Source organism: Arenimonas aestuarii (assembly GCF_054781715.1).
Map to the genome: position 1 here is coordinate 1,401,295 of NZ_BAAGTW010000004.1, position 17,067 is coordinate 1,418,361.

Genomic DNA, 17,067 nt, shown 5'->3' on the forward strand with positions numbered 1-17,067 from the left:
GAACTACCCTGCCGCATCCTTCTGCGGTCTAGCCTCCCATGGTATCCAGCATTTTCTTTGGCCTGTTCGGGCTGTCGGTCCTGATCGGCATCGCCTGGCTCTTCTCCAACAACAAGCGGGCCGTGGACTGGCGCCTGGTACTGACCGGCATCACCCTGCAGATCGCCTTCGCCGCGCTGGTGCTGCTGGTGCCCGGCGGCCGCGAGGTCTTCGACTGGCTGGGCAACCGCTTCGTCGACCTGCTCGAATTCGTGAAGGCCGGCTCGACCTTCATCTTCGGCAACCTGATGGACACCGAAACCTACGGGTTCATCTTCGCCTTCCAGGTGCTGCCGACCATCATCTTCTTCGCCGCGCTGATGGGCGTGCTCTACCACCTGGGCGTGATGCAGTTCATCGTGCGGATCATGGCCTGGGCCATCACCAAGGTGATGCGCGTTTCCGGCGCGGAAACCACCAGCGTCTGCGCCAGCGTCTTCATCGGCCAGACCGAGGCGCCGCTGACGGTGCGCCCCTACATTTCGCGCATGACCGAATCGGAGCTGATCACGATGATGATCGGCGGCATGGCGCATATCGCCGGCGGCGTGCTGGCGGCCTACGTCGGCATGCTGGGCGCCGGCGACCCCGTGCAGGGTGCGTATTACGCCAAGCACCTGCTGGCCGCGTCGATCATGGCGGCGCCGGCGACCCTGGTGATCGCCAAGCTGCTGATCCCGGAAACCGGCAACCCGCTCACCCGCGGCACCGTGAAGATGGAGGTCGAAAAGACCACCAGCAACATCATCGACGCCGCCGCGGCGGGCGCCTCCGACGGCCTGCGCCTGGCGCTCAACATCGGCGCGATGCTGCTGGCCTTCATCGCGCTCATCGCCATGATCAACTGGCCACTGACCTGGATCGGCGACGTCACCGGCGCCGCCGAGGCGCTGGGTCGGCCGACCGACCTGGCCACGCTGTTCGGTTACCTGCTGGCGCCCATCGCCTGGGTGATCGGCGTGCCCTGGCAGGACGCCACCACCGTGGGCTCGCTGATCGGCCAGAAGATCGTGATCAACGAATTCGTCGCCTACCTGCAGCTGGCGGAAATCGTCAATGGCCGCGTCGAAGGCGTGGAGCTCACCGAGAAGGGCCGGCTGATCGCCACCTACGCGCTGTGCGGCTTCGCCAACTTCAGCTCGATCGCCATCCAGATCGGCGGCATCGGCGGCCTGGCCCCGGAACGCCGCCAGGACCTGGCCCGCTTCGGCCTGCGCGCCGTGCTGGGCGGCACCCTGGCCACCTTCATGACCGCCACCATCGCCGGCGTGCTGACCTCGCTGGGTGCCTGAGCCATGCCGGGCGTGGTGCTGGTGGTCGGTTCGTACAACCAGGACCACGTCTGGACCGCCGACCAACTGCCCGCGCCGGGCGCCACGCGCCTGGGCACCTACGCCAGCGGGCCCGGCGGCAAGGGCTTCAACCAGGCCGTCGCGGCATCACGTGCCGGGGCCCGCACGGGTTTCCTGACCGCACTGGGTGAAGACGCCGCCGCGGACAGCGCACGCGCACTTGCCGACGACGAAAACATCGAACTGCTTGCCGAAGTGCACCCGGCACTGCCATCGGGCACCGCCGGCATCTTCGTGGATGCGGCGGGCCGGAACGTCATCACCGTTGCCCCCGGTGCCAACGGTGCGCTGTCGCCGGCCTATGTGCGCGCGGCGCGTCCTGCGTTCGCCGGTGCCGACGTGGTGCTGGCCCAGCTCGAGGTCGCCCCCGAAGCCGTGCTCGAGGCCCTTGCGCTCGCGCGCGACAGCGGTGCCACCACGGTGCTGAACCCGGCGCCGGCCAATGCGCCGACCAGTCCGGCGCTGGTTGCGCTGGCCGACATCCTCACCCCGAACGAGACGGAGTTTGCCGCGCTGCTTTCCCGCCACGCGGACAAGACGGTGGACGCCGACACGCTGCACGCCCTGGCCGACGACACATTGCACGCCTTGTGCCAGTCCCTGCATCCCGCCACCTGGGTGATCACCCTGGGCGGACACGGCGCCTTCGTCTCCCATCCGCCGGGCAAGCAACGGGGCGACCACGACCACGCCTACCGCGCGCCGGCCCACCCGGCCCAGCCGGTGGACACCACCGGCGCCGGCGACGCCTTCAGCGGCGCGCTGGCGGCGGCGCTGGCGGCGAAGCCCGACGCGCCCTTCCGAGACAGCGTCGCCTTTGCCGGGCGCTACGCCGCCCGATCCACCGAACGCCACGGCGCCGCCCTGGCCATGCCCCGCCGCGACGACCTGGCCGGCTGAGCAGGCCCCGCAGCGGGCGGCTAGAATGCCGCCCCATGCACATTGGCCCCTACGCCCTGAATCCGCGCGTGGTGCTGGCCCCGATGGCCGGCGTCACCGACAAGCCGTTCCGGATGCTCTGCAAGCAGCTGGGCGCGGGGCTGTGCGTGTCGGAAATGACGACATCCGATCCGCGCCTGTGGAAGACGGCCAAGTCGCTGCACCGCACCGACCACGCCGGCGAACCCGACCCGATCAGCGTGCAGATCGCCGGCACCGTGCCTGAAGTGATGGCCGAAGCGGCCCGCCACAACGTCGACAACGGCGCGCAGATCATCGACATCAACATGGGTTGCCCGGCCAAGAAGGTCTGCAATGCCTGGGCCGGATCGGCGCTGATGCGCGACGAGGCGCTGGTGGGTCGCATCCTGTCGGCGGTGGTGGCCGCGGTTGCGGTGCCGGTGACGCTGAAGATCCGGACCGGCTGGGCCGCCGAGCAGAAAAACGCGCTGGCCATCGCCCGCATCGCGCAGGACAGCGGCATCGCCGCACTGGCCGTGCATGGCCGCACCCGCGACCAGCAATACACCGGCGTCGCCGAGTACGACACCATCGCCGCGGTGAAGGCCGCGCTGGCCATCCCGGTGCTGGCCAACGGCGACATCGATTCGCCGCAGAAGGCCGCCTTCGTGCTGCGCCATACCGGTGCCGATGCGGTGATGATCGGCCGCGCGGCCCAGGGCCGGCCCTGGATCTTCCGCGAGGTGGCGCATTACCTCGCCACCGGCGAATTGCTGGCCGAGCCGGGCGTGGCCGAAGTGCGCGACATCCTGCTTGCGCACCTCGAACACCTGCACGCCTTCTACGGGGAAGAATCGGGGGTGCGCATCGCACGCAAGCACCTTGGCTGGTATGCCAAGGACCGCCCCGAAAACGCCGCCTTCCGCGGCGTGGTCAATCGCGCCACTACCCCGTCCGACCAGCTGCGCCTGACCCGCGACTATTTCGACGCGCTGGTGGCCGGCGTCTCGCCGGAATTCGCCGCCGCGGCCTGAGCCGGCATCACCCTGGCGCCGGCCGAGATGTCCTGCAGCTCCCCGGGTGGCCGGGTCCAGATGCGGTCCCACATGGAAGACAGGCGCCGCCGCGCCTCCCAGGGCCACTGCGCCTGCTCGGGCCCGTAGGCGCGCCAGCCGGCGCCGTCGCGTTCGGCCACCACGAAACGGAAGCTGTAGTCCGGCTCCGCGCCCATGCGCAGGTCCGACAGCACCAGCCGCTGCCCGCGCACTTCCGCTTTCATGAAGCCCTGGTTGAACCACAGCAGCCGACGCACCACCGGCAGCGTCCGGGCTTCCTCCAGCGCCTGGGTGTCCGAGGCATAGGCCCGGAACAGCATCGGCCCCTCGTCCGCGACCAGCGAACGCTCGCCTTCGAGGAAACCATCCGGCGTCATCACCACCACGCGCCACAGCAGCGTGTTGAAGGGCATGGGCACCGAAAACCGCGGCGCATCCTGCAGGCCCTGGGTCGCCAGCGTGCGCCCGGCTGCGCGATCGACCATGGCCTTGGCCATCAGCGACCAGCCCAGGTAAACACTGCTCAACGCGAGCGCGACCACCAGCGCCTTCTGCGCCGACGGCCGCCAGCCGCGCACCAGCGCGACCAGGCAGCCGAGCAGCAGCGGCAGCGTGTACAGCGGGTCGATGATGAATACGCTCGACCACATCGCCGGCGACGACGGCAAAGGCCACCAGAGCTGGGTGCCATACACGGTGAAGGCATCCAGCAGCGGGTGCGTCACCAGCGCCAGCGTGATCGCCCAGTACCAGCGGGTCGGCGCCTCGGCCACGCGGCCGCCCGTGCGCTTGAAGAACCACCACAGCAAGGCCGCCAGCGGCACCAGCACCAGCAGCGAATGCGAAGGCCCGCGGTGCCAGGTCATGTTGGTCACCGGGTCCAGGCCCATGAACCACATCGGCAGCGAGTCGAGGTCCGGCAGGGTGCCCAGCGCCGCGCCGGCGGCCAGGGCGGCGCGGCGATGCCGGGCCGGGGCGATGGCGCCGGCGATCGCGGCGCCCAGGACGATCTGGGTGATGGAATCCATGGCCGGATGCTAACCGCTGGCCGGGTCGTGGCGACGTGAGGTGCAAGAAGCGGATAGCGCGCCGGGCGGCGGCGCCCTAACTTGCCGCCACCCACCCTGGAGAACGCCATGGACATCCGTATCCGCGGCCTCGACGCCGCGCCCTTCCACGCCCTGGCCCACCTGCCGACGGAGGACCAGGCCGAGCGCCTGGCCACGGTGCGCACGGTCGACAGCCACCCCGGTTTTCCCTGCCGCGTCAGCCTGGACGACGCGTTGCCCGGGGAGACCGTGGTGCTGGCCAACTTCCAGCACCAGGACGCCGCCACGCCCTTCCGCGCCAGCCACGCCATCTACGTGCGCCTGGCCGCCAACCAGGCCTTCGATGCCGTCAATACCGTGCCGCCGGCCCTGGCCCGCCGCACGCTGTCCTTGAGGGCCTTCAATGCCGGGGGCTGGCTGCTGGGCGCCACGCTGACGCCCGGCACCGACGTGCTGGACGCCGCGCGCACGCTCCTGGCCCGCGACGAGGTGGCCTACCTGCACGCGCATTACGCCGCGATGGGCTGTTACGCGGCGTGGCTGGGGCGTGCGGCCTGAAGCACCGGCCGGCGACGCGCCGGCAGCCGTACCAGTTCGCCACCGTCGTGGCGCAGCAACACCAGGCTGCCGTCGGGTTCTTCAGCCAGCGCGGTGAGGCTTTCGACCCAGTCGCCGTCGTTGGCATAAACCAGGCCCTGGCATTCGAACAGGCCGGCGCGGTGGATGTGCCCGCAGACGATGCCGTCCAGGCCGCGGCGGCCGGCGTCATCCAGGCCGGCCTGCACGAAGCGGGCGATGTAGCGTTCGGCGGCGCCGCTTTTTGACTTGAGGAAATCGGCCAGCGACCAGTAGCGCAGGCCCAGGCGGCGGCGCACCCGGTTGGTGAGCCGGTTGCCGGCCAGGATGCGTTCGTACAGCCAGTCGCCGAAGCGTTCCTGCAGGTTGCCGAACTGGGTGAGCGCGTCGTAGTCGTCGCCGTGGGTCACCAGCAGGCGACGGCCATCGGCGGTGGTGTGGATGGTGCGCCGGCGCAGGCGCATGTTGGGCAGCGCCAGGCCGCAGAAATTGCGGATCGGGCGGTCGTGGTTGCCGGGCACGTACACCAGTTCGGTGCCACCGCGCGCCAGGGCATGCAGGGCTTCGACCACCCGGCGCTGGTGTGGCCCCCAGGCCGCCCGTCGTTCGGCCAGCCACCACAGGTCGACGATGTCGCCCACCAGGTAGAGCTTGCGCGTGTGCAGGGCTTCCAGGAAATCCGCCAGCTCGGCCGCATGGCAGTGGGCGGAGCCCAGGTGCACGTCGGAAACGAAGACGGCCCGGTGACGCTGGGCCGTCGCGGCGCTCACGCCGCCTCCGGCCCGGCCACGGCCGGCGCGGGGCCAGCCAGGTAGCGGTCGCGCTTGCGCGGCCGCACGCGGGTGAGGTCGAGTTCGATCAGCCCGTCCACCGCGTGGTTGAAGTCCGGGTCGACGCCGAAGGCCAGGAAGCGCGCCCCGCCGGGTTCGCAAAGTTCCGTGTACTGCTTGAACAGCGTCGGCACCCGCGCGCCGAGCGCGCCCAGGTTGGCCTTGAGCAGGCGGAAGGCGTCGTCCATGCCCAGGTCTCCGAAGTCCGGCGGCGCCGCGGCGAAACGGAATGGCCTGTTCGCCGCCACACCCTGGCCATCGTCGCCGAAATAGCGCGCGTAATAGCCCACCATCTGCTCGCGCGCCGCCAGCGGCAGCTCGGCGCTCATCGACACCGGTCCGAACAGGTAACGCACGCCAGGCTGGTGGCGCAGGTAGGCGCCGATGCCCAGCCACAGGTAATCGAGGCTGCGGCTGCCCTGGTAACCCGGCGCGACGAAACTGCGGCCCAGCTCCATGCCCTGCACCAGCCGCGGCAGCAGGTGGCAGGGGTAGGTGAACAAGGACGCGGAATACAGGCCTGCCAGGCCGCGCTCGGCGAACACGCGCTCGCAGGGCGCGACGCGGTAACCACCGGCGATTTCCAGCGCCACCGAATCCCACAGCACGATGTGGTCATACCAGGTGTCGTAGGCGTCCAGGTCCAGGCGCATGCCGGTGCCCTCGCCCGCCGCGCGGAAGGTGAGTTCGCGCAGGCGGCCGATTTCCCGCAGCAAGGGCGAGTCGGCGTCCAGCGGGCCTGCGTGGATGCGCTTGCCGTCGGGCGTGCGTCCGAGCAGCGGCAGCCGCGAGAGTTCGCGCACCAGCAGGCGGCGGTCGACGGCGTGGGCCAGCGGCTGCGGGCCCTCCGGCCGGGCCTCGCGCCGCGAGCCAATGGCGCCCAGCGCCCGGCGCACGGCCTTGATCACCCGGCGGTCTGGTTCGTCGGCGGCGATGCGGCGGGCGTGGCCGATGCGCAGGCCGATGCGGCTGCCGCGGCGGGCGAACACCTCGCGTGCCAGCATCAGCATGCCGGCCGGGCGGTACAGCGCCGACACACCGTAGAACAGCATCGAGTTGCGCGCCTGCACCTGCACCGGCAGCACCGGCGCGGCGGCGCTGCGGGCGAAACGCAGGAAGCCCCGGCGCCAGCGGCCGTCGCGCACGCCGCGCCAGCCCAGGCGCGATACTTCGCCGGCCGGGAAGACGATGACGCACTGTTCCTGCTCCAGCGCCGCCTCCACCGCGCGCAGCGACTCCGGCGTGGGCCGGCCGCCGACGATGCGCACCGGCAGCAGCAGGTCGCGCAGCGGTGACACCGCGCCCAGAAGGTCGTTGGCGACCACGCGCACGTCGCGGCGCACGCTGCCGACCAGATGCAGCAACGCCAGCGCGTCGAGCGCGCCGCTGGGGTGGTTGGCGACCACCAGCAGGCGGCCGGTTTCCGGGATGCGCTCGCGCTCCACCTGGTCGACGGTGTAGCGCACGTCCAGGTAGCGCAAGGCCGCCTCGACGAAGGCCAGGCCGCCGAGGTGGCCGTGGGTTTCCAGGAAGTCGCGGGCTTCGCCCAGGCGCGTGGCCCGGTGCACCTTGCCCAGCAGCGGTTTCACCAGGCGGGCGTGCGGGCCCTTGAACCAGCGGGGGTGGCGCTGGGCCAGCTGGCGCTGAAGATCAAGCATGCGGCATCCGGGGGCGGGGAGGATTGCCGCGCAGCTTGGGCCGACCGGCTTGCAGGGCGGTTACCCGTAGGCGTCAGGACCATGACAGCGCCGCCGCCCGGAAACGGACAGGCCGGGCACGGGGCCCGGCCTGTCGGTGTTGCATGTTGATGCGGCCTCAGCGCGCGGCGACGGCCTCGACGAAGTCGATCACCAGGGCCACGCGGCGATTGGCCAGGCCATCGTCGCCCCAGGCGCCCGGACGGATCTGGCGGTTGTTGGCTTCGCCGTAGCTGACGGCGCGGACCTGGTCGGCGGCCAGGCCCTGGCTGACCAGGAAGTCACGCACGGCATCTGCGCGGCGCTGGCCCAGGCGCTGGTTGTAGCTGGCCGAACCAGCCGGGTCGGTGAAGCCTTCCACCGTCACGACGACGCCGTCGTGGTGTTCGGCGAGGGTCTTGGCGAAGTCGGCCAGCATCGGCTTGTCGGCCTCGCGGACCTGGGCCTTGCCGTAGGCGAAGTGGGCGGTGGTCTCGACGTGCAGCCGGCCCTCGAACTGGGCGAACCGGGCGTCGTACTGGCCAAAACGCTCTTCCATGGTGGCCTGCAGCTGGTCCAGGCGCTGGTTCTGGGCCTGGTCGGCGGCGCGCAGCTCGGCGACGGTGGCGTCGAATTCGTCGCGCTTGACGTAGCTGGCACAGCCGACGAGGCCGGCTACGGCAAAGGCGGCGACCAGGGGACGAAGGGAACGGGTCAGGGACGGGGTCGAAATTCGCATGCGGGGGATTCCTCATGTGGCCGGAAATGGCAGCTAAGACCCTAACGCCTGGTCGCGGGCCGGGGCTTAACGCCGCGGAAACGGGCCGGGCGGCAGGATGCACCCCGGGGCCGGGGCGTGTATTATTTCGCCCCTTCACCCATCCTTTCATCGCAATCAAAGGATATAAGACCGAATGTCCAGCTACCTCTTCACCTCCGAGTCGGTTTCCGAAGGCCACCCGGACAAGCTCGCCGACCAGATCTCCGATGCGGTTCTGGACGCGATCCTCGCCCAGGATCCGAACGCGCGCGTCGCCTGCGAAACCCTGGTGAAGACCGGCGCCGCCATCGTCGCCGGCGAGATCACCACCAACGCCTGGGTGGACATCGAGGAGATCACCCGCAAGGTGATCAACGACATCGGCTACGACAACTCGAACGTCGGCTTCGACGGCCACACCTGCGCCATCGTCAACATGATCGGCAAGCAGTCGCCGCACATCGCCCAGGGCGTGGACCGCAAGAAGCCCGAGGAACAGGGCGCCGGCGACCAGGGCCTGATGTTCGGCTACGCCTGCAACGAGGCGCCGGAATACATGCCGGCCCCGATCTACTACGCCCACCGCCTGGTCGAACAGCAGGCCAAGGTGCGCAAGTCCGGCAAGCTCAAGTGGCTGCGCCCGGACGCCAAGAGCCAGGTGACCCTGCGCTACGACGGCAACAAGATCGTCGGCCTCGACGCCGTGGTGCTTTCCACCCAGCACGACCCGGGCGTGAAGCAGAAGGACCTGGTCGCGGGCGTGATGAAGCACATCCTCGAGCCGGTGCTGCCCAAGGCGTGGCTCAAGGCGCTGCCGAAGTCGAAGATCCACATCAACCCGACCGGCAAGTTCGAGATCGGCGGCCCGGTGGGCGACGCCGGCCTGACCGGCCGCAAGATCATCGTCGACACCTACGGCGGCATGGCCCGCCACGGCGGCGGCGCGTTCAGCGGAAAGGACCCGTCCAAGGTCGACCGTTCGGCCGCCTACGCCGCGCGTTACGTCGCCAAGAACGTGGTCGCCGCCGGCCTGGCCGACAAGTGCGAAGTGCAGGTTTCCTACGCGATTGGTGTTGCCGAGCCGACCTCGATTTCGGTCACCACCTTCGGCACCGGCAAGATCAGCGACGAGAAGATCGAGAAGCTGATCCGCCAGCACTTCGACCTGCGTCCCTACGGCATCATGAAGATGCTCGACCTGCTGCACCCGATCTACCGCCTCACCGCGGCCTACGGCCACTTCGGCCGCAAGCCCAAGCAGATCACCTACACCGACGCCAAGGGCAAGAAGCACACCGCCACGGCGTTCTCGTGGGAAAAGACCGACCGGGCCGATGCGCTGCGCAAGTCCGCCGGGCTCAAGAAGTAAGGCCTCTGTACCCTCACTCCTTGCGGGAGAGGGCTTGGGAGAGGGGAACGGGCCGCGAAAGCGGCCCGTTTTCATTTCCGCGGGACAGGCATTCATCCCCCCATCGCGAGACAGCGATATAATGCCCGCCGGCCCCCAGGGGCCCACCCCGCCGAGGGGCGCTGCAAGCCCGGCCCCGCAAGGGGGCAAGGGATCAGGCTCGGCGAAGGTTCCAAGTTCAACCGCGCCCGTTAACGAGCGACCCCCGAGGCCCCTGCCCGGCCGGCGTCGCCCACCGACGGAGCTTTACCTATGAACGCTGTCACTCCCCTCAAGCACGACTTCAAGGTCGCCGACCTGTCCCTGGCCGATTGGGGCCGCAAGGAAATCGACATCGCCGAGCACGAAATGCCGGGCCTGATGTCCATCCGCCGCAAGCATGCCAAGGCCGCCCCCCTGAAGGGCGTGCGCGTCACCGGCTCGCTGCACATGACCATCCAGACGGCCGTGCTGATCGAAACCCTCAAGGACATCGGCGCCGACGTGCGCTGGGCGTCCTGCAACATCTTCTCCACCCAGGACCACGCCGCCGCGGCCATCGCCAAGACCGGCACCCCGGTCTTCGCCTGGAAGGGCGAAACGCTGGAAGAGTATTGGGACTGCACGCTCGAGGCCCTGTCCTTCCCGGACGGCAAGGGCGGCTTCCTCGGCCCGCAGCTGGTCGTGGACGACGGCGGCGACGTCACCCTGCTCATCCACAAGGGCTACGAGCTCGAGAAGGGTGACGACAGCTGGGTCAACAGCCCCGGCGCCAGCCACGAAGAACAGGTGATCAAGAACCTGCTCAAGCGTGTTGCCCGCGAGCGCCCGGGTTTCTGGACCACCGTGGTCAAGGACTGGAAGGGTGTTTCGGAAGAAACCACCACCGGCGTGCACCGCCTCTACCAGCTGGCCGAACAGGGCAAGCTGCTGATCCCGGCGATCAACGTCAACGACTCGGTCACCAAGTCCAAGTTCGACAACCTCTACGGCTGCCGCGAGTCGCTGGCCGACGGCCTCAAGCGCGCGCTGGACGTGATGCTGGCCGGCAAGGTCGCCGTGGTCTGCGGTTACGGCGACGTCGGCAAGGGTTCCGCTGCTTCGCTGCGTGCCTACGGCGCCCGCGTCGTGGTCACCGAGATCGATCCGATCTGCGCCCTGCAGGCGTCGATGGAAGGCTTCGAGGTCAACACGGTTGAATCCACCCTGGGCCGCGGCGACATCTACGTCACCACCACCGGCAACAAGGACGTGCTGACCCTCGAGCACATGAAGGGCATGAAGGACCAGGCCATCGTCTGCAACATCGGCCACTTCGACAACGAGATCCAGGTCGACGCCCTCTACAACTCGGGCGCCAAGAAGACCAACATCAAGCCGCAGGTCGACAAGTTCACCTTCGACAACGGCAACTCGATCTTCCTGCTGGCCGAGGGCCGCCTGGTGAACCTGGGCTGCGCCACCGGCCACCCCAGCTTCGTCATGTCCAACTCCTTCGCCAACCAGACGCTCGCGCAGATCGACCTGTGGGAGAAGAAGGACAGCTACGAGGCCAAGGTCTACATCCTGCCCAAGAAGCTGGACGAGGAAGTGGCCCGCCTGCACCTGGAAAAGATCGGCGTGAAGCTGACCACCCTGACCACCGAACAGGCCGATTACCTGGGCGTGGCGAAGGAAGGTCCGTACAAGCCGGAGCATTACCGCTACTAAGGGGTTCGCGCCTGAAGGCGCTCCTGCAGTGGTCTTTGGAACGGGCGCCGCAGGGCGCCCGTTTCTTTTTGGTCAGCGCCAGTTGGCGTGCTCGCCCCAGAAGGCAACGGCGCGCTTGTAGGCCTCCCGGTCGATCGGCACGCCGCTGCCGCCCTCCTCCACGCCCAGCGCGTTGCGCAGCATGGTGATGGGCACCATCGGGATCTCGGCGGGCTCCATGGTGTACAGGCAGCCGACGATGCCCCAGTCGGCCTCGATGGCCGTGCCCTCCTTCGCCAGCTGTTCGCGGTCGTAGAGGATCGGCACCAGGTAATTGGCCACCGGCGGCTCCAGGCCTTCGAACCAGCGCACCAGCACCGGCAGTTCGGCCGGAGTACGGGCTTCATAGGCGCTGCACAGCAGTTGGCGGTTTTCCGGCGTGATGGGAATGGCCGAACAGCGGGTCGAGGTCCAGTTGCGAAACACGTGCAGCTGGCAGAAGGGCGCGTAGCCGGGCAGCACGGCCTCCGGGGCCTCGCTGTTGAGCCGTTCCACGAAGGCTTCGGCGCTGATGTCCTGGATGGCGGTGCGGCGGCCGTCGCCGGGAAACAGGCGGCGGCGGGCGAAGTCGGTCATTTCGATGCTCATGCGCGGATTGTCGGGGAAAAGCACGCCCAAGTTGAGGTTTCCTTTCATCCGGATGAAAGGATATAGTCGGGCCAGTTCCCTCCGAATCCGCCCGCATGACCACGATCAGCCTGGAGTTCTACCCGCCCAAGAACGACGAGCAGCGCGCCCAGCTCGAGCGCACGGTGCGCAAGCTCAAGCCGCGGGCGCCGGAGTTCGTTTCGGTCACCTTCGGCGCCGGCGGTTCGACGCTGAGCTACACCCCGGAAACCGTGCGCGGCCTGCGCGCCGACCACGGGCTCGACGCCGTGCCCCACCTGAGCTGCATGGGCGGCACCCGCGCCGAGCTGGGCGAACTGCTCGACACCTACAGGGCCATGGGCTGCACCCGCATCGTCGCCCTGCGCGGCGACCTGCCCTCGGGCATGGCCCGGGCCGGCGACTTCCGCTACGCGGCAGACCTGGTTGCCTTCATCCGGGAAACCCACGGCGACCATTTCCGCATCGAGGTCGGCTGTTACCCGGAAACCCACCCCCAGGCCGAAGATGCACTGGCCGACCTGCGCAACTTCCAGGCCAAGGTGGCCGCCGGTGCCGATTCGGCGATCACCCAGTACTTCTTCAATGCCGACGCCTACTTCCGCTTCGTGGACGACATGCGCGCGGCCGGCATCACCATCCCCATCATCCCCGGCATCATGCCGATCTCGAACTTCAGCCAGCTGCGGCGCTTCTCAGAAGCCTGCGGTGCCGAAATCCCGCGCTGGATGGCCAAGCGCATGCAGGCCTACGGCGACGACGCCGACAGCATCCGGGAATTCGCCGCCGACGCCGTGGCGGCGATGTGCCGACGGCTGCTCGCCGGTGGCGCGCCTGAACTACATTTCTACACGCTGAACCTTGCCCGGCCGACCGAAGCCGTGTTGTCGCGCCTGGGCTGACAAGGCGCTAGGCTCCGCGGCATGTCCCGCGTTGCCGCTTTCCTGCTGTTTGTCGCCACCCTGCTGGTCCTGCCCGCCGGCGTGCACGCACAGACGGTGAACCGCTGCGTGGGTGCGGACGGCCGCAGTGTCTACAGCGACCAGCCCTGCCACTCCGAAGGGGCGGTGGCGCGCCAGGCGCCCACCCAGCCGGCGGCGGCCAGCGCCCAGGGGTTCACCACCGGAACCGGCACCGTGCGCGCGGGCTGTGCCCGCAGCATCGAGTCCCTGTTGATGGGGGTCCGCGGCGCGCTGGAATCGGGCGACGTGAACCGCCTGGCCACGCACTACCACTGGACCGGAACCAGCGCCCGCGGCGGCCGCTACCTGATGGACGAACTCGAGGCCATCGCCCGGCGACCGCTGGTGGCGATCAACTTCGTCTATCCGGGACCGGCGCCGACGCTGCCTGATGACTTCGACTACGGTCCGTCGGGCGGCCCTGTGCCCGCACTGCCCCAGGACCCCGCGACCGCACCGCGGCAATCCGACTACCCGATGAGCCGCGCGGACGGCAGCGAGGACGGCCGCACCCCCGCACCCTCCCGCCGGACCCGCCCCAGCGCGCTGCGCGTCGAGCAGGCCAGCAGCGCTTCGGACCCGGGCTCGGCACGCACCGACTTCCTGCTGCGCCGGCATGCCGGCTGCTGGTGGATAGAGCTCTAGGCACATCCCGCCCGCGCCGCGCCAAGGCTAGAATGCCGGCTTCGCCACGGAGCCCGACGCGCATGAACTACCCCGAACACATCTGGCACAACGGCCAGGTCAAACCCTGGGCCGAGGCCACCGTGCACGTGATGGCCCACGGCCTGCACTACGGCAGCTCGGTGTTCGAGGGCATCCGCAGCTACGCCACGCCGCAGGGCCAGGCGATCTTCCGGCTCACCGACCACCTGCAGCGCCTGTACGCCTCGGCGAGGATCTACGACATGCCGGTGCCCTACGACATCGAAGCCCTGGCCAAGGGCTGCCGCGACGTCATCCGCGCCAACGGCCTGGAACGCGCCTACCTGCGCCCGATCGCCTACCGCGGCCTGGGCGGTTTTGGCCTGTCGGCGGAAACGCCGGTGGACGTCGCCATCGCGGCCTGGCACATGGGCCCCTACCTGGGTCCGGACGTGCTGGAAGCCGGCATCGACGCCTGCGTGTCGAGCTGGCAGCGCTTCGCGCCCAACACCATCCCGGCCGGCGCCAAGGCCGGCGGCAACTACCTGTCGGGCCAGCTGGTGGCGCGTGAGGCGCGGCGGCTGGGCTTTGGCGAAGGCATTGCGCTGGCCTCGACCGGCCTGCTCAGCGAAGGTGCCGGCGAAAACCTGTTCCTGGTCTTCAAGGGCGCGCTGCACACGACGCCGGTCAGTGCGGCGCTGCTCAACGGCATCACCCGCGATTCGATCATGGTGCTGGCGCGCGAAGCGGGCCTGGAAGTGGTCGAACGCGACATGCCGCGCGAATACCTCTACCTGTGCGACGAACTTTTCATGTGCGGCACCGCGGCGGAAATCACGCCCATCCGCAGCGTCGACGGCCGCCCGGTCGGCACCGGCAAACCCGGCCCGGTGACCCGCCGCATCCAGGATCTGTTCTTCGGCCTCTTCGACGGCGCCACGCCGGACAAACACGGCTGGCTCGAGAAGGTTTGATTTTTTTGCCGCGGACTCACGCGGCAAGAACCTGCTACGGCCCGAAGCGAAGGATCGCCACGGCGCCGTGTTCGGGGCGGGGGGCGATGCTCACTTCCCAGCCGTAGAGCTCGCACAGGCGGCGCACGATGGACAGGCCAATGCCGCCGCCGACGGTGCCGCCGGCGCCCGAGCCGCGGTAGCCACGTTCGAACAGGCGCGCTGCGTCTTCTTCGCTCAGGCCCGGGCCGGTGTCCTCGATGCGTACCTGGTTGGCCTCGACCACCAGGCGCACTTCACCTTCGGCGGTGTACTTGCAGGCGTTGCCCAGCAGGTTGCCGATGGCCACCGAAAGCACCGCCTCCGGCGCCTCGACCAGGGCGTTTTCGTCGCCCTCGCACAATACTTCCAGCGGCTTGCCGCCCAGCTGGGTGCGTGCGGCGTCCGCCAGCTGCTGGCAGAGTTTCAGCAGCGGCGTGTGGCCGGTGCCGCGCTCGTTGCGTGAAAGCATCAGCAGCGCCGTGGTCAGGTCGGTGCACTGCAGCGCGGCGCGGTCGATGCGCAGCAGGCGCTGGCGCATTTTTTCCGGCAGGTCCGGGTTGGCCAGCAGCAGTTCGGTGGCGCCGCTGATCACCGCCAGCGGCGTGCGCAGCTCGTGGCTGACGTCGGAATTGAATTCACGGTCGCGCTTGACCAGGGTGGTCATGCGTTCGGCGTAGTCGTCCAGCGCCGCCGCCAGCTGGCCAACCTCGTCCTGGGCGAAATGCGGCGCCAGTTTTTCGGGGCGGTCCCGGCCGGCGAGCCCCTCGAGCCTTCTCGCGAGTTCCGTCACCGGGCTGATGACCCGCTTCGACGACCAGATGCCGATGAACAGCGAGAGCACCGAGAACAGCGCCACCACGCCGATCAGCGCGTAGGTCAGCTGCTGCTGGCTGGCCCTTTCCTGGGCGATGTCATAGCTGAGGAAGAACCAGTAGTCCTCGTCCTTCTTGACCGCCAGCTTGTAGGTCCGCGTCCGGCCGCGGTCGTCGGTCTCGGTCAGTTCGTGCACGCCGTCGGTCAGGTCCCGCCACTCGAAGGGCACATTGCCGAAGCGCCGTTCGCTGAACATGTTGCCCTTGATCTTCTCGAAGACGATCAGCTCCCCGCCCTCGGGGTTTTCGTAGAAGCTGCTGGCGAAGTCGGACACGTTCTCCAGCAGCGCTTCGCCGATCAGCTGGTCCTCCAGCTGTTCGCGCAGCAGCACCGTGGCCACGGCAAACAGCCCCGTCAGCCCGAAGCCGAGCAGGAAGAAGGAAAGGATGATCCGGCTGCGGAGTCTCCGCCGGTAGCGCATGACCTAGCCCGCTTCGGGATCGGCGATGCGGTAACCGATGCCGTGGCGGGTCTGGATGAGCGCCTTGTCGAAGGGCTTGTCCACGGCAGCCCGCAGGCCATGGATGTGCACGCGCAGGGAATCGGAGTCGGGCAGTTCCTCGCCCCAGACGCGGGTTTCCAGCTCCTGGCGGGTCACCACCGAAGGCGAGGATTCCATCAGCGACTGCAGGATCTTGAGGGCCGTCGGATTGAGCTGAAGCAGCTTGCCACCACGGCGGACCTCGAGCGTATCGAGGTTGTATTCGAGGTCGGCGACGTTGAGCACGCGCGGCTGCGCGGCCTTGCCACGCCGGGCCAGCACGGCCAGGCGGGCTTCGACTTCCTGCAGCGCGAAGGGTTTGACCAGGTAGTCATCGGCTCCGGAATCAAACCCCTCGAGCTTGTTGTCCAGCGAGTCCCGGGCCGTAAGCATCAGCACCGGGGTCTGCTTGCGCCCTTCCTGCCGCAGCTTGCGGCAGACCTCCAGGCCGTCCATGCCCGGCAGGTTGAGGTCGAGCACGATGGCATCGAAGTCGTTGACGACCGCGAGGTGCAGGCCGGTGACGCCGTCGGCGGCGTAATCGACCGTGTGGCCACGGTCCTCGAGGTAATCCCCGAGGTTGGCGGCGATGTCGCGGTTGTCTTCTACGACCAGGATGCGCATCGGTCAGTTGTTCGCCGGACCGATGCCGTTCTGGATCCTGCGCTGCAGGTGGTCCTGGTCTTCTTCCATGCGGCGGCGGCGCTCGGCCACGGTGCGGCACTTGGTGACCCTGCGGTGGCTGCCCGTCGGGCGGCTGTGGTCGCAGACCATCTGGCTGTCGGCCTTGGCCTGGGTCAGGATGGTGTTGATGCGTTCCTGTTCGTTGAACACGGTGACCTTGGCCGGCTCGGCCAGCTCGGCCACCGAATCAACGCCCTCGAGTTCGCGGGAGATGCGGTCAAGCGCTTCGCGCACTTCGGCGCGGTCGCGGCTGTTGATCTCGGCGTAGGTCTTGCCGTCGGCCAGGTCTTCTTCGATTTCGGCGCGCTGCTCGGCGAAATCACCTTCTGCAAGGGCCAGGTGTGCTTCCTGGGCAGCGAAGGCGAAGGCCGGTGTCGCAGCCAGCAGGAAGGCTATCAGGGTCTTTTTCATGGCGTGGTGTCCTCGGGGCGTGTTTCTTCGCGGATGA

At 68.8% G+C, this 17,067-nt stretch carries 17 protein-coding genes and 1 riboswitch; of the genes, 9 read left to right on the plus strand and 8 right to left on the minus strand.

Features of this window, described 5'->3' with window-relative positions; genetic code table 11:
* Positions 1 to 38 precede the first annotated feature (38 nt).
* The 3 genes from ACYVJH_RS07595 to dusB are packed head-to-tail and all read left to right on the plus strand — an operon-like array spanning position 39 to position 3,325.
* Positions 39 to 1,331 carry a NupC/NupG family nucleoside CNT transporter gene (locus ACYVJH_RS07595; RefSeq protein ID WP_460454008.1) on the plus strand — a complete coding sequence of 431 codons (1,293 nt, stop codon included), beginning with the start codon at positions 39 to 41 and terminating at the stop codon, positions 1,329 to 1,331.
* 3 nt (positions 1,332 to 1,334) lie between these two features.
* The gene (locus ACYVJH_RS07600; RefSeq protein WP_460454009.1) at positions 1,335 to 2,291 is read left to right on the plus strand and encodes a ribokinase; all 957 of its coding nucleotides are present in this window, start codon (positions 1,335 to 1,337) and stop codon (positions 2,289 to 2,291) included.
* A 35-nt stretch (positions 2,292 to 2,326) separates the two neighbouring features.
* On the plus strand, positions 2,327 to 3,325 hold the full coding sequence (dusB, locus tag ACYVJH_RS07605; protein WP_460454010.1) for a tRNA dihydrouridine synthase DusB: 999 nt from the start codon (positions 2,327 to 2,329) through the stop codon (positions 3,323 to 3,325).
* On the opposite strand, the gene ACYVJH_RS07610 is transcribed toward dusB, so the two are convergent.
* Complete coding sequence (locus ACYVJH_RS07610; RefSeq protein WP_460454011.1) at positions 3,271 to 4,374, minus strand: metal-dependent hydrolase; 1,104 nt, start codon at positions 4,372 to 4,374, stop codon at positions 3,271 to 3,273. The genes dusB and ACYVJH_RS07610 overlap by 55 nt on opposite strands.
* Before the next feature lie 108 nt (positions 4,375 to 4,482).
* Here ACYVJH_RS07610 and ACYVJH_RS07615 point away from each other — a divergent pair, with 108 nt between their 5' ends.
* Positions 4,483 to 4,953: a DUF1203 domain-containing protein gene (locus tag ACYVJH_RS07615; protein WP_460454012.1), complete on the plus strand. Its 471-nt coding sequence runs from the start codon at positions 4,483 to 4,485 to the stop codon at positions 4,951 to 4,953.
* Here ACYVJH_RS07615 and ACYVJH_RS07620 read toward each other — a convergent pair.
* From ACYVJH_RS07620 to ACYVJH_RS07630, 3 genes are all read right to left on the minus strand, one after another.
* Positions 4,923 to 5,741, minus strand: a complete 819-nt coding sequence (locus tag ACYVJH_RS07620; protein WP_460454013.1) for a UDP-2,3-diacylglucosamine diphosphatase — start codon at positions 5,739 to 5,741, stop codon at positions 4,923 to 4,925. The genes ACYVJH_RS07615 and ACYVJH_RS07620 overlap by 31 nt on opposite strands.
* Entirely contained in the window at positions 5,738 to 7,459 is a 1,722-nt protein-coding gene (gene olsF, locus ACYVJH_RS07625) for a bifunctional ornithine lipid synthase OlsF (protein WP_460454014.1), read from the minus strand. Before olsF ends, ACYVJH_RS07620 begins: the two co-directional genes overlap by 4 nt.
* A gap of 157 nt (positions 7,460 to 7,616) precedes the next feature.
* On the minus strand, positions 7,617 to 8,216 hold the full coding sequence (locus ACYVJH_RS07630; RefSeq protein ID WP_460454015.1) for an OmpA family protein: 600 nt from the start codon (positions 8,214 to 8,216) through the stop codon (positions 7,617 to 7,619).
* Positions 8,217 to 8,391: 175 nt separating this feature from the next.
* Between ACYVJH_RS07630 and metK the strand changes: the two genes are divergently transcribed.
* Both metK and ahcY read left to right on the plus strand, forming a co-directional pair.
* Entirely contained in the window at positions 8,392 to 9,606 is a 1,215-nt protein-coding gene (metK, locus tag ACYVJH_RS07635; protein WP_460454016.1) for a methionine adenosyltransferase, read from the plus strand.
* Between the two features lie 147 nt (positions 9,607 to 9,753).
* Positions 9,754 to 9,842: riboswitch (S-adenosyl-L-homocysteine riboswitch) on the plus strand.
* A 55-nt stretch (positions 9,843 to 9,897) separates the two neighbouring features.
* On the plus strand, positions 9,898 to 11,334 hold the full coding sequence (ahcY, locus tag ACYVJH_RS07640; RefSeq protein ID WP_460454017.1) for an adenosylhomocysteinase: 1,437 nt from the start codon (positions 9,898 to 9,900) through the stop codon (positions 11,332 to 11,334).
* A gap of 72 nt (positions 11,335 to 11,406) precedes the next feature.
* On the opposite strand, the gene ACYVJH_RS07645 is transcribed toward ahcY, so the two are convergent.
* Complete coding sequence (locus ACYVJH_RS07645; RefSeq protein WP_460454018.1) at positions 11,407 to 11,961, minus strand: DUF3228 family protein; 555 nt, start codon at positions 11,959 to 11,961, stop codon at positions 11,407 to 11,409.
* Positions 11,962 to 12,056: 95 nt separating this feature from the next.
* Between ACYVJH_RS07645 and metF the strand changes: the two genes are divergently transcribed.
* The 3 genes from metF (at position 12,057) to ACYVJH_RS07660 (ending at position 14,560) form a co-directional block, all read left to right on the plus strand.
* Positions 12,057 to 12,881: a methylenetetrahydrofolate reductase [NAD(P)H] gene (gene metF, locus ACYVJH_RS07650; RefSeq protein WP_460454019.1), complete on the plus strand. Its 825-nt coding sequence runs from the start codon at positions 12,057 to 12,059 to the stop codon at positions 12,879 to 12,881.
* A gap of 21 nt (positions 12,882 to 12,902) precedes the next feature.
* Positions 12,903 to 13,586, plus strand: a complete 684-nt coding sequence (locus ACYVJH_RS07655) for a DUF4124 domain-containing protein (protein ID WP_460454020.1) — start codon at positions 12,903 to 12,905, stop codon at positions 13,584 to 13,586.
* A gap of 62 nt (positions 13,587 to 13,648) precedes the next feature.
* On the plus strand, positions 13,649 to 14,560 hold the full coding sequence (locus tag ACYVJH_RS07660) for a branched-chain amino acid transaminase (RefSeq protein ID WP_460454021.1): 912 nt from the start codon (positions 13,649 to 13,651) through the stop codon (positions 14,558 to 14,560).
* Positions 14,561 to 14,594: 34 nt separating this feature from the next.
* Here the strand turns inward: ACYVJH_RS07660 and ACYVJH_RS07665 are convergent, their stop codons facing one another.
* From ACYVJH_RS07665 to ACYVJH_RS07675, 3 genes are read right to left on the minus strand one after another with little or no spacing between them, the layout of a single operon-like run.
* On the minus strand, positions 14,595 to 15,875 hold the full coding sequence (locus ACYVJH_RS07665; RefSeq protein WP_460454022.1) for a sensor histidine kinase: 1,281 nt from the start codon (positions 15,873 to 15,875) through the stop codon (positions 14,595 to 14,597).
* Between the two features lie 3 nt (positions 15,876 to 15,878).
* Positions 15,879 to 16,559, minus strand: coding sequence for a response regulator transcription factor (locus ACYVJH_RS07670; protein WP_460454023.1), 681 nt, complete (start codon positions 16,557 to 16,559; stop codon positions 15,879 to 15,881).
* 3 nt (positions 16,560 to 16,562) lie between these two features.
* Entirely contained in the window at positions 16,563 to 17,030 is a 468-nt protein-coding gene (locus ACYVJH_RS07675; protein ID WP_460454024.1) for a hypothetical protein, read from the minus strand.
* Between the last annotated feature and the right edge of the window lie 37 nt (positions 17,031 to 17,067).

Coding starts and splice junctions, on each gene's coding strand:
- ACYVJH_RS07630 (WP_460454015.1), bottom strand. CDS start 8,216: ATGCGAATTTCGACCCCGTCCCTGACCCGTTCCCTTCGTCCCCTGGTC.
- ACYVJH_RS07610 (WP_460454011.1), bottom strand. CDS start 4,374: ATGGATTCCATCACCCAGATCGTCCTGGGCGCCGCGATCGCCGGCGCC.
- ACYVJH_RS07645 (WP_460454018.1), bottom strand. CDS start 11,961: ATGAGCATCGAAATGACCGACTTCGCCCGCCGCCGCCTGTTTCCCGGC.
- ACYVJH_RS07595 (WP_460454008.1), top strand. CDS start 39: ATGGTATCCAGCATTTTCTTTGGCCTGTTCGGGCTGTCGGTCCTGATC.
- ahcY (WP_460454017.1), top strand. CDS start 9,898: ATGAACGCTGTCACTCCCCTCAAGCACGACTTCAAGGTCGCCGACCTG.
- ACYVJH_RS07600 (WP_460454009.1), top strand. CDS start 1,335: ATGCCGGGCGTGGTGCTGGTGGTCGGTTCGTACAACCAGGACCACGTC.
- ACYVJH_RS07660 (WP_460454021.1), top strand. CDS start 13,649: ATGAACTACCCCGAACACATCTGGCACAACGGCCAGGTCAAACCCTGG.
- ACYVJH_RS07670 (WP_460454023.1), bottom strand. CDS start 16,559: ATGCGCATCCTGGTCGTAGAAGACAACCGCGACATCGCCGCCAACCTC.
- olsF (WP_460454014.1), bottom strand. CDS start 7,459: ATGCTTGATCTTCAGCGCCAGCTGGCCCAGCGCCACCCCCGCTGGTTC.
- ACYVJH_RS07665 (WP_460454022.1), bottom strand. CDS start 15,875: ATGCGCTACCGGCGGAGACTCCGCAGCCGGATCATCCTTTCCTTCTTC.
- ACYVJH_RS07615 (WP_460454012.1), top strand. CDS start 4,483: ATGGACATCCGTATCCGCGGCCTCGACGCCGCGCCCTTCCACGCCCTG.
- metF (WP_460454019.1), top strand. CDS start 12,057: ATGACCACGATCAGCCTGGAGTTCTACCCGCCCAAGAACGACGAGCAG.
- dusB (WP_460454010.1), top strand. CDS start 2,327: ATGCACATTGGCCCCTACGCCCTGAATCCGCGCGTGGTGCTGGCCCCG.
- metK (WP_460454016.1), top strand. CDS start 8,392: ATGTCCAGCTACCTCTTCACCTCCGAGTCGGTTTCCGAAGGCCACCCG.
- ACYVJH_RS07655 (WP_460454020.1), top strand. CDS start 12,903: ATGTCCCGCGTTGCCGCTTTCCTGCTGTTTGTCGCCACCCTGCTGGTC.
- ACYVJH_RS07675 (WP_460454024.1), bottom strand. CDS start 17,030: ATGAAAAAGACCCTGATAGCCTTCCTGCTGGCTGCGACACCGGCCTTC.